This is a genomic window from Paenibacillus sp. FSL H8-0317, from assembly GCF_045040685.1.
Lineage (GTDB): Bacteria > Bacillota > Bacilli > Paenibacillales > Paenibacillaceae > Paenibacillus.
The window spans coordinates 124,716-136,118 of sequence record NZ_CP150294.1; the positions used below are offsets into that span (position 1 = coordinate 124,716).

The following is an 11,403-nucleotide window of genomic DNA, read 5'->3' on the forward strand; positions in this document are numbered from 1 at the left end:
CTCAATCAAGTTCTGCTGACGGCTGACAGAGCTGGCTCACTCACCGCCCTCTTGCATTAGCTTCAGGGCATCAATCTCACCACCGCGCACCTTGCTTTTTGCGGTGGTGGTCTTGCGGGCGCGCAGCGGGATCGTAGCACGTTTGACGAGTGTCTTGATTTCACTAGGGGATAACCCCGGATGTTTGGAGAGCAGCAAGGCGATAGCGCCACTCACATGGGACGTCGCCATGGATGTGCCGCTCATCTCGTGATGTTTGCCTTGTACCCAGGAGGAGACAATTTTATCACCGGGTGCATAGACATCCACATATGCGCCACGATTGCTGAAGGATGCAATACGTCTGTTTTTGTCAGTTGCCCCAACAGATATGGTCTGGGGATACCGTGCAGGGTAATCAATACTGCGGCGTTTGCCGTCATTTCCTGACGAAGCAACAATAACGATTCCAGCATGGTACGCACGATTGACAACGTCAAGAAGCGCCTTGCTGCGTGTTTTCATGCCAAAGCTCATATTGATGATATCGACCTTGTTGCGCACACACCAGTCGATGCCAAGTACAATATCGGATACATAAGCCGATCCGTTGTGGTCAAATGCTTTTACTGGATAGATCAGGGAGCGTGGCGCTACACCAATCATGCCTGCGGTACTGTTGGCAGCAGCGATAGTCCCTGCAATGTGGGTACCGTGTCCGTTATCATCATGAGGAAGCAGGCTGCGGTTTAACAGATTGATTCCGCGTGCCAGGGAATAACGAAGATCAGGATGGTGATAATCAGCACCTGTATCAATCACACCGATTTTAATCCGGTGTCCGGTAGAAACAGACCATACTTTGGGCGCCCGAATCTGCTTCACTCCCCAGGGTATGCCCTGGGCATTGCTTGGTTTGCTGTGGAGTGCGGTGGCATGGAGGGAGATGGGTACGTCTGCTTCAATTGTAATCTCATCCCCATAGCGGTATAGGTCCTCCGGGCGTTGGACTGGAGCGATAATGGAACGAGCCAGTCGCGAGGAACGGACAACCCCAAGATCGGTGAATTCATTCCGCATTCGGGACAATTCTACGAGACAGGCCTCGTACTGCTGCGGTTTGGCAAATCGGATCAAATATCGCCCTCCTTGTTCTGGTTCAGGGCGTCGCATTCCGTCAATCAATTGATGCAATAAACCAGTATAGTCCATAATGGGCAGCCCCCTTCGGGATGAACATGCTGAGGTATTCTATGAATGCGCTCATCCCGCCGCATGGGGAACTTGCCCTTTTTTTACAAAAACACATTCTCTTCGTGTCAAAACGGGCGCAGAGACATATGATGGATGGAGAGCTAGAGGGCTCTTGCGGGGAACCTGGTGAGGAGTAATCCTCCAAGGGTATACAGTCAGAAGGCGGAGGGGACTCCGTCTTTTTTATGATGGAGTTGTCTCTTTGGCAATAGAGGATATTTCTGTGGGATCGATGCCACTTCACGTTTAATATATGGACATATTGTTGCTGCTCTCCGCATTTGCGTCACATCCGTACATAAAAACTTGCTTTTTAACGCTAAATAGGTTTTACTTAGGTTTGTTAATGGATATGTTATACGTAACAGTCCAGTTCGTAGGGGTTAAAAAGTGAATTTTGTGTGAGAGGAAGTGTCTGCAGTGAGTACCTCGCTCAATTTGAAAATTGATAAAGAAAAGGTAAAAGAGATCCCTTTGGTGGACCTTGCCTTTATGGTGCTGAAAGCGGCTAATACGCCGTATTACTATCGTGACTTGATGAATGAGGTAGCGAAGCAGCGCGGAATGACTGATGAAGAAATCAACGAGTTTATCGCCCAGCTATATACCGAGATTAATATCGATGGTCGTTTTGCTTGCGTCGGTACAAGTCTGTGGGGCTTGAAGCGCTGGTATCCGGTAGCTGGAACAGAAGATTCCATGACGGGTGCGAAGCGTCCGCGTATCATCAACGATGAAGACGATGATCTGGAAGATGAAGACTTCGGTGAAGAAGACAGCTATAACAGTGATGAAGACTTCGACAGCACGGATAAAGAAGAAGAAGAAGACGAAGAAGATGAAGACGAAGATGACATCTTTGACGAAGAAGACAGCGAAGAAGAAGTGCTGGTTGAAGATGATGATCTGGAAGATGAAGACCTCGAAGAAGACGAAGAAGAGTCCGAAAACGAGGATGAATTTGACGACGATTCTGATAATCGGTAGTCATTTTTGACGTCTATAATTTACCCGTTTCCCCGGAATAGTCAGCCTTGACAGCAGACGGGGTAACGGGTAAACTATTGCATGGGCTTATGAATGAGCGACAATATATTTATGTTTTTTATAGAAGGTGCCCCGTCCTGCGGGAGTACTTTTTTTTGTATTTTTAGAGGCATAATTTTGCAAAATGTTTTCAATTCCACATGCTCCCGGCCAACATTTCGTGGCCCGTTTTTGTATATCAAAAACACGAAATGGAATGAAGGCTACCGGAATGTTTGCACCATTTTTTGCTGTAAAACAATGTTTATTTAAACCGTCTTCGCAGAAAGAGCAGTTCGCAGATGCAGGGAATTTCTGCCATTGCTCTTTTTAACGATGATTACCTGGGAAACAGGTTACGATAACACCATATATCGCCTGAATTTCTGTACTTATATTAGGAGGGTAATAACAGTGACAAAGTATATTTTCGTGACGGGCGGAGTTGTGTCCTCCCTGGGCAAAGGGATTACGGCTGCTTCTCTGGGCAGATTGCTGAAAAACAGAGGGCTTAAGGTAACGATCCAGAAATTTGATCCATATATTAACATCGACCCAGGGACAATGAGTCCTTATCAGCATGGCGAGGTTTTTGTAACGGATGATGGCGCGGAAACGGATCTGGACCTTGGCCACTATGAACGTTTTATTGATATCAATCTCTCCAAAAACAGCAACGTCACGACTGGTAAAGTATACTCTTCCGTCATCAGCAAAGAGCGGCGCGGGGAATATCTGGGCGGAACGGTACAAGTTATCCCACACATTACGAACGAGATCAAAGAGCGGGTATTCCGCGCTGGGCGTGAAGCGGGTTCGGATGTGGTTATTACGGAAATTGGCGGAACAGTGGGCGACATTGAGAGTTTGCCTTTCCTGGAAGCTATCCGTCAGATCAAAAGTGATGTAGGTCGCGACAATGTGATGTATATCCACGTAACACTTATTCCTTATATCAAAGCAGCTGGTGAAGTGAAAACAAAACCAACGCAACATAGTGTTAAGGAATTACGAAGCATCGGTATTCAACCAAATGTGATTGTATGCCGTACAGAGTATGAATTGTCTAAAGACATGAAAGCCAAGATCGCTCTCTTCTGCGACATTGATGAGAATGCCGTGGTTGAATGTCGTGATGCAGACACGTTGTATCAAGTACCTCTGAACCTGCGTGAAGAAGGTTTGGATGAGATCGTGGTAAATCACCTGAAACTGACTACTCCTGCACCGGATATGAGCGAGTGGGAAGGACTGGTTGACCGGATCAACAAGTTGGAGCATACAGTTGAGATCGCTATTGTTGGTAAATATGTAGCGCTTCATGATGCATACCTGAGTGTTGTTGAGTCGTTGTCTCATGCAGGATTTGCATCCAATGCCGATGTGAAAATCCGCTGGGTTCCTTCTGAAGATATTACGGATGAGAATGTAGGCGACCTGTTGCATGGTATTGGCGGTATCCTTGTTCCTGGCGGATTCGGAGATCGTGGTATTGAAGGTAAAGTATCGGCAATCCGTTATGCTCGTGAGAAACAAATCCCGTTCTTCGGTATTTGCCTGGGTATGCAGGTTTCCGTTATTGAATATGCACGTTCCATCGTTGGTTTGAATGGCGCGAACAGTTCCGAGATTAATCCGGCCACGGAATTCCCGGTGATCGATCTGTTGCCTGAGCAAAAAGATATCGAGAATCTGGGTGGAACGATGCGTCTGGGTCTGTATCCTTGTAAGCTTCAAGAAGGTTCTTTGGCGATGGCTTGTTATGATGACGAACTGGTATATGAGAGACACCGTCACCGGTATGAGTTCAACAATGAATACCGTGAAACGATCGAAAAAGCAGGACTGGTTATCTCGGGTACATCTCCGGATGGACGTCTGGTTGAGATCGTTGAACTTCCAGGACACCCATGGTTCCTGGCGGTACAATTCCATCCGGAATTCACTTCCCGTCCAAACCGTCCGCAACCATTGTTCCGTGAGTTTGTAAAAGCTTCTCTGGAGAATGCGCAGAAGTAATACATGTTTTTAGTGTTAATGTAATAGATTATTGGGGATGTTCCTGGCAACCATAGCGGCTGCCGGAACATCCCTTTTTTTGTATAAAGAGCAGGTGGAAATGCTTTTTGTCATTTTGTGAAGGTAGCAGGATTTTAATGGAAGAGGTAGAATACTTATCATGACGACTATGGGATAGTTATCCAGATTCGATGATGTGCATGCTTTCCTAATTCTAGGAGGTTACAGAGTGGAAGATAAAAAAGTTTTGATTGTTGATGACCAGAATGGTATTCGAATCCTGTTAATGGAAGTGTTCAGCAGTGAGGGGTATAACACGTTTCAAGCACCCAACGGCAAGGTTGCTCTGGAGATTGTGAATAATGACAAGCCTGACTTGGTATTGCTCGATATGAAGATTCCTGGGATGGACGGTCTTGAAATCCTGAAGCATATTAAAGAGATTGATCCGGGTATCAAGGTGATCATGATGACCGCTTATGGTGAACTGGACATGATTAAGGAAGCAACAGATCTCGGAGCGCTCATGCACTTTACGAAACCGTTTGATATCGATGAGATGCGAGTGGCTGTGAATATGCAACTTCGCAATGGTACTGCCAATAAATGCAGCTGAATCCTGTTGATACAGGATTTTTTTGCGTGTGGAGAACATAGAAGGTGCTTGGTGGGAGAATTGGGTATTTCACTCCTACATCCGGGGAATATTGGAAATGTGGAAGTTATAAAGCGGTGTCTATGAAAACTGTGCTGCAAAGCACAGCATTTTTGCAAATGCTTGTTTAGTATTTGACATGGGATGTGGTATAATAAGCCCGTATGTGATTTCGGCTAAAAACCATAGACACAACCCAAACCCCTAGGAGGATTGAAACCATGCCATTAGTATCTATGACAGACATGTTGAACAAAGCACTTGAAGGAAAATATGCAGTTGGTCAATACAACATCAATAACCTTGAGTGGACTCAAGCGATTCTTGGTGCTGCTGAAGAAGAGAAATCCCCAGTAATCTTGGGTGTATCCGAAGGCGCAGCACGTCACATTGGTGGCTTCTACACTGTAGTTAAAATGGTAGAAGGACTCATTCACGACATGAAAATCACCGTTCCAGTTGCAATTCACCTGGACCACGGTTCAAGCTTCGACAAGTGTAAAGAAGCGATCGATGCTGGATTCACATCCGTTATGATCGACGGTTCCCACCACTCTATCGATGAGAACATCGAAATGACTAAAAAAGTTGTTGAATATGCACACGCTAAAGGCGTTTCTGTAGAAGCTGAAGTAGGTACTGTAGGCGGACAAGAAGACGACGTTATCGGCGGCATTATGTATGCTGACCTGAACGAGTGTATCCGTATCGTTAAAGAAACAGGTATTGATACATTGGCACCAGCTCTTGGTTCCGTACACGGTCCTTACCATGGCGAGCCTAACCTGGGCTTCAAAGAAATGGAAGAAGTTCGTGACGCGGTACAAGTTCCACTCGTATTGCACGGTGGTACAGGTATTCCTAAACACGACATCGACAAAGCCATTTCCCTGGGTACATCCAAAATCAACGTAAACACAGAGAACCAAATTGCTTTTGCAAGAGTGGTTCGTGAAGTGCTTGCTGCTAAACCAGATGCTTACGATCCACGTACATTCATCGTACCAGGCCGTGAAGCAATCAAAGAAACCGTTAAAGGTAAAATCCGCGAGTTTGGTTCTAACAACAAAGCGTAATTTATCTTTACCAGTTCCATACTGTGAAATGGAAAAACACCGCCTAGCCGGTGTCTTTCCATTTTCACACCTTATTTCTACATCGGAAGCCAACAGCACGTATTGCCGTTCATCGGCTGCAAAACACGTAGGGGGACATTAAGCTTTATGGAAAAATTGATGATTAGTGGCGGACGTCCGTTACAGGGAACTGTAACTATAAGCGGCGCCAAGAACAGCGCCATTGCGCTTATTCCTGCAGCATTGCTTGCCGAGTCAGAAGTCGTGTTGGACAACCTGCCGCTTTTGAGTGACGTGGCGGTTTATGCAGAAATTTTGGAGGAACTCGGAGCACGTGTGACTTGGGAAGGCAGTCAGATGAAGATTGACCCTTCTGACATCAAATCCATTCCTATGCCGAATGGTCCCGTGAAGAAGCTTCGCGCTTCGTATTATATGATGGGTGCATTGCTAGGGCGTTTCAAAGAAGCGACCATAGGTTTACCAGGGGGCTGTAATTTTGAGCCTCGGCCAATTGATCAACATATCAAAGGTTTTGAAGCGCTTGGCGCAACAGTAACAAACGAACATGGCTCCATTCATTTGCATGCCAAAGAGCTGCGCGGAGCAAAAATCTATCTTGATGTAAGCAGTGTCGGCGCAACCATTAATATCATGCTGGCGGCTACTCGTGCCAAAGGCTCTACAATTATCGAAAACGCGGCTAAAGAGCCTGAGATTATAGATGTAGCAACACTTCTGAATTCCATGGGTGCCAGCATCAAGGGTGCAGGTACCGAAACGATCCGTATTGAAGGGGTCTCGGAGCTTAAAGGCTGCCGTCATTCCATCATTCCGGACCGTATCCAAGCAGGTACGTATATGATCGCTGCAGCGGCGACGCGCGGAGATGTTCTGATTGACAATGTGATTCCCAAACATCTGGAAGCTTTAACGGCAAAGCTGCTGGAAATGGGTGTTGGTATTGAGGAATTGGATGAAAGTATACGTGTCATTGGTAAACCAAGCTATAACCACGTTGACGTGAAGGCACTTGTATATCCTGGTTTTCCAACGGATCTACAGTCACCCATGACCAGTGTTTTGACACAGGCAACCGGTGTGAGCGTCCTGAGCGACTTTGTATACAGTAATCGGTTCAAGCATGTGCCTGAGTTAGTGCGGATGGGTGCAAAGATTCGAGTAGAAGGACGGTCAGCGATTATTGAAGGCAGTGCATTAAACGCAGCCAAAGTAAAAGCATCCGATCTTCGCGCTGGGGCAGCGCTGGTAATTGCAGGTCTCACTGTCAGTGAAGGTGTGACTGAAGTAACGGGGGTCGAATATATCAACCGCGGTTATGATCATCTGGTGACTAATCTGCGCCTGCTCGGTGCAGATGTATGGCGGGAAACTGATTAATAGGAAGCGTTATGCATAGTTCGGTCCTACACATGTTTTTTTAACTGAACTGCATATCTTTTTGTTGATTGGGTAAACCTGTTTTAATAGAGTTCTCAGTCTCTCCGGCATAAGACGAAATGTTTCTGTTTCCTTTACCGGAGGGTCTTTTTTTGAATTAAACTTCATATGGCTGTAAGAACATCATTTCTCATCCCCAACCCCCGGTTTTGTTTGAACTGCGCTCCACAGCCGGTCTATCCGGATTGATCGCCTCAATGCATCGTTCACTCAATAGCGGATCTTGCCGAATGTTGGCCAGCCCACCCGGAAACTTACACTCAAAGACAAGTATTTGCATTATAACGGTTACATTCCGTACAATGGACAGAAGAGATTGTGGCAGACGCTGCGCTCTATAGCCGGAACATCTAGCGAAACTATCCATTTCACACGGACTTATTAATTGAATAGGTGGTTATTATATGGATCTACAAATTTCCGATTTGGAAGAAATGAAACTAACGGACCTCTACAAACTGGCCAAAAAATATCAGATACCTTACTATGGTACGTTAAAAAAGAAAGAATTAATCTTTGCTATACTACGTGCACAAGCTGAACAGAGTGGCCTGATGTTCATGCAAGGCGTACTCGAGATTTTACCTGAAGGTTACGGATTCTTAAGACCTATCAACTACTTGCCAAGTACGGAAGACATCTACATCTCAGCTTCTCAGATTCGCAAGTTTGACCTCAGAACAGGTGACCTCGTATCAGGTAAGTGTAGAACGCCTAAGGAAAATGAGAGATACTTCGGTTTGTTGCAAGTCAACGCTGTAAATGGTGAGAATCCATCGGCGGCTGCAGAGCGACTTCACTTCCCGGCACTAACCCCACTGTATCCGCAGAAAAAACTGGTTCTCGAAACATCCCCCAACCATTTGTCCACACGCATTATGGATGTGCTCGCCCCGGTAGGATTGGGACAGCGCGGATTGATCGTAGCACCTCCCAAAGCGGGTAAAACGCTTCTCCTCAAAGAAATTGCCAACAGCATCTCAACTAACAATCCTGAAATTGAACTGTTTGTCCTGTTGATTGACGAACGTCCAGAGGAAGTAACGGATATGTCGCGTTCGGTAAAAGGGGAAGTTGTGGCTTCAACATTTGATGAACTGCCTGAGAATCATATTAAGGTGGCGGAATTGGTGCTTGAACGTGCGCTTCGTTTGGTTGAGGCCAAAAAGGATGTCGTTATCCTGCTGGATAGCATTACACGTCTTGCCCGTGCATATAACCTGGTTATTCCACCATCCGGTCGTACGCTTAGTGGTGGTATTGACCCAGCTGCATTCCATCGTCCGAAACGTTTCTTCGGTTCTGCCCGGAATGTGGAAGAAGGCGGAAGCTTGACCATCTTGGCAACGGCATTAATTGATACTGGATCACGTATGGATGACGTCATCTATGAAGAATTTAAGGGTACAGGTAATATGGAGCTTCATCTAGACCGTCGTCTGGCAGAGCGCCGCATATTCCCGGCAATCGACATTCGTCGTTCGGGTACACGTCGTGAAGAAGTGTTGCTTAGCAAGGAAGAGTTGGATACAATCTGGGCGATTCGTAAAAACATGAATGATTCCCATGACTTTGTTGAAGGATTCCTGAAAAAACTTCGTAACAGCAAGACAAATGCAGAGTTTTTGGCGGCATTTGATTCAGCTGGTAATAGTCCAACAAGCAATTCCGGGACAACAACAACCCGTCGTTCACCTAGACAGACAGCTACGTCAGGTACATCGACGTAATTGCCGTTTGACTAATCACTTTCTTTTTGCAGCATTGCTGTGAATGTTACAATACACTCGTCGTTAGGTTTAACCCATTAGATGTGAGGAGAACATCATGTATTTAGTATACGCAGATGAAAAAGGTAATGTATTTGATCATCCTTCCCTGTACGGGCTTGCCCGCAGTGGAGATATGATCGTTGAGATTATGGAAGACGAACTCATCCCTTTGCCAGAGGGTGCAACGTTGGTTGGACTCCCGAGCACCCGGCCCATTGGTATGGACCCGGATACCGGTGAGATGCTACCAATGCCAACGGACACACAGGCTGTAGGTGCGTTGCTTCCACAGGGATTCACTCGTTTGTGTCTCCCTGGTTATGTGAAGACGGATAAAGAGTATAAATTGCCGTTATTCGGTTATTCCGCAGTGGTTTGGAAGGATGGCGGTTTCTATGTCACGGCTGCGAAGTCGGATAGTCCTGACCAATGGAATCCTCTGAACTGTGATCGTGACGATGTGCGTTCCGGAGTTAAACGGTTGACGGAGCAATATCCTGAGAACCGTCTTTATACCCATCTATCCAACTGTGCGCTTGGATATGAATGCCTAACTTCATCAAACACGTTCCTGAATCGTTGGGAAGGTGGAGTGCCGGTATCCTATTCATGCAATGCGGGCTGTTTCGGGTGTATCTCCGAGCAACCGGATGATAGCGGATTTGTTTCTCCGCAGACACGTATGAACTTCCGACCACGTGTGGATGAGATTGTGGAGGTTATGCTGGAACACCTGAAGACGCCGGAGTCTATCATTAGTTTTGGACAAGGTTGTGAAGGGGAGCCTTCCACGCAGGCCAAGCTGATTATTGAAGCAATTCGCGAAGTGCGTTCCGTAACGGACATGGGATATATCAACATTAATACCAATGCTGGTCTGAATGATCACATTAGAGGTATTGTAGATGCTGGATTGGATCTGATGCGCGTAAGTACAATTAGTGCACTGGATGACCATTATAACGCCTACTATAAACCGCGTGGTTATACCTTAGCCAACGTTGAGAAGTCGATGAAGTACGCAGCGCAGCAGGGTGTATACACGTCCATTAACTATCTGATCTTCCCGGGCGTAACAGATCGTGAAGAAGAGATTGAGGCGATGATTGAGTTTGCGAGAAGAACCGATCTACGCTTGATTCAGATGCGTAATCTCAATATTGATCCAGAGAGCTATCTGGAATTAATTCCTCCTGCTCAAGGTGATATCTTGGGCATGAAGCAGATGATTGAGATTTTTGAAGACGAGCTGCCTGATGTTGTGATCGGATCGTATACCCATGTTCCACCCGCTGGAATGGCACGTCCAAAACGGTTGATTACCTCATAACAATAATGGATTGCAACAGGCACAAGGCCGTGTTATAATCTCAGAGTTGTGCCATTTACTCTGGGTCCGCTTGAGGCTCAGGGCGGAAAGAGGTGAAAGGTAATGAAAGAAGCAATTCATCCTAATTACACGATTGGTCAAGTATCTTGCGCTTGCGGGAATACTTTTGAGACAGGTTCGGTTAAAGACGGACTTCGTGTAGAGATTTGCTCCGCGTGCCACCCGTTCTTCACAGGTAAACAGAAGTTTATCGATGCTGGCGGCCGTGTTGATCGTTTCAAGAAGAAATACGGAATCTAATTGGACAATTCTTGGAGTTGTCTGCTAATTGCATCCAACACACCCCTGCTGATCTGGCAGGGGTTTTTATATATTTTATAGGTAAGCATGTTTGCTTACGAGTTCCTCTGGTTGCAATTTGGATAACCTTACGTTATACTATTTCTTACCGTGCTAGATGGGGAGGTAGCGGTGCCCTGTAACTCGCAATCCGCTATAGCGAGGTTGAATTCCTGCTAGAGGTTTTGCCGATGTGAGGTTTGGTCCCTAAACGTGGTGTTGACGGTTGGGTCCTCCGCAATGAGTACTCATGAACCTGGTCAGGTCCGGAAGGAAGCAGCCATAAGTGAGATCACTCTTGTGCCGGAGGGTTGCCTAGCCCGAGCTATTGTTCAGGGGTGCCACTTGGATCGCAAATATCGATAGCAGGTGCACGGCTTACCTTTTAAATGTAGAGACCTTTGCAGTAGTATGTATGCAGAGGTCTTTTTGATATGTCTTAATAAACCGCATGAATGAGTCAGATAAAGTTTGGATTCACCCTAGAATATA

The 11,403-nt window shown here is 46.2% G+C and carries 9 protein-coding genes and 1 other RNA gene; 9 read left to right on the forward strand and 1 reads right to left on the reverse strand.

Features of this window, described 5'->3' with window-relative positions; genetic code table 11:
• Positions 1-36: 36 nt before the first annotated feature.
• Positions 37-1,191: a S8 family peptidase gene (locus MHB43_RS00595; protein WP_221824824.1), complete on the reverse strand. Its 1,155-nt coding sequence runs from the start codon at positions 1,189-1,191 to the stop codon at positions 37-39.
• Between the two features lie 462 nt (positions 1,192-1,653).
• On the opposite strand from MHB43_RS00595, the gene rpoE reads away from it, so the two are divergent.
• The 9 genes from rpoE to ffs all read left to right on the forward strand — a co-directional run bounded on the left by rpoE (position 1,654) and on the right by ffs (position 11,288).
• On the forward strand, positions 1,654-2,220 hold the full coding sequence (gene rpoE / locus MHB43_RS00600; protein ID WP_405131101.1) for a DNA-directed RNA polymerase subunit delta: 567 nt from the start codon (positions 1,654-1,656) through the stop codon (positions 2,218-2,220).
• Positions 2,221-2,673: 453 nt separating this feature from the next.
• On the forward strand, positions 2,674-4,278 hold the full coding sequence (locus MHB43_RS00605; RefSeq protein WP_076217010.1) for a CTP synthase: 1,605 nt from the start codon (positions 2,674-2,676) through the stop codon (positions 4,276-4,278).
• Positions 4,279-4,507: 229 nt separating this feature from the next.
• On the forward strand, positions 4,508-4,894 hold the full coding sequence (locus MHB43_RS00610) for a response regulator (protein ID WP_017691292.1): 387 nt from the start codon (positions 4,508-4,510) through the stop codon (positions 4,892-4,894).
• A 260-nt stretch (positions 4,895-5,154) separates the two neighbouring features.
• Positions 5,155-6,009, forward strand: a complete 855-nt coding sequence (fba, locus tag MHB43_RS00615; RefSeq protein ID WP_036607263.1) for a class II fructose-1,6-bisphosphate aldolase — start codon at positions 5,155-5,157, stop codon at positions 6,007-6,009.
• Between the two features lie 147 nt (positions 6,010-6,156).
• Positions 6,157-7,410, forward strand: coding sequence for a UDP-N-acetylglucosamine 1-carboxyvinyltransferase (locus MHB43_RS00620; protein WP_405131102.1), 1,254 nt, complete (start codon positions 6,157-6,159; stop codon positions 7,408-7,410).
• 464 nt (positions 7,411-7,874) lie between these two features.
• Positions 7,875-9,200, forward strand: coding sequence for a transcription termination factor Rho (gene rho, locus MHB43_RS00625; protein WP_036607258.1), 1,326 nt, complete (start codon positions 7,875-7,877; stop codon positions 9,198-9,200).
• Between the two features lie 97 nt (positions 9,201-9,297).
• Positions 9,298-10,572: a radical SAM protein gene (locus MHB43_RS00630; RefSeq protein ID WP_091039190.1), complete on the forward strand. Its 1,275-nt coding sequence runs from the start codon at positions 9,298-9,300 to the stop codon at positions 10,570-10,572.
• A gap of 102 nt (positions 10,573-10,674) precedes the next feature.
• The gene (gene rpmE, locus MHB43_RS00635) at positions 10,675-10,872 is read left to right on the forward strand and encodes a 50S ribosomal protein L31 (protein WP_036607255.1); all 198 of its coding nucleotides are present in this window, start codon (positions 10,675-10,677) and stop codon (positions 10,870-10,872) included.
• A 148-nt stretch (positions 10,873-11,020) separates the two neighbouring features.
• Positions 11,021-11,288: signal recognition particle sRNA large type (gene ffs, locus MHB43_RS00640), an RNA gene on the forward strand.
• The last annotated feature ends 115 nt before the right edge of the window (positions 11,289-11,403 follow it).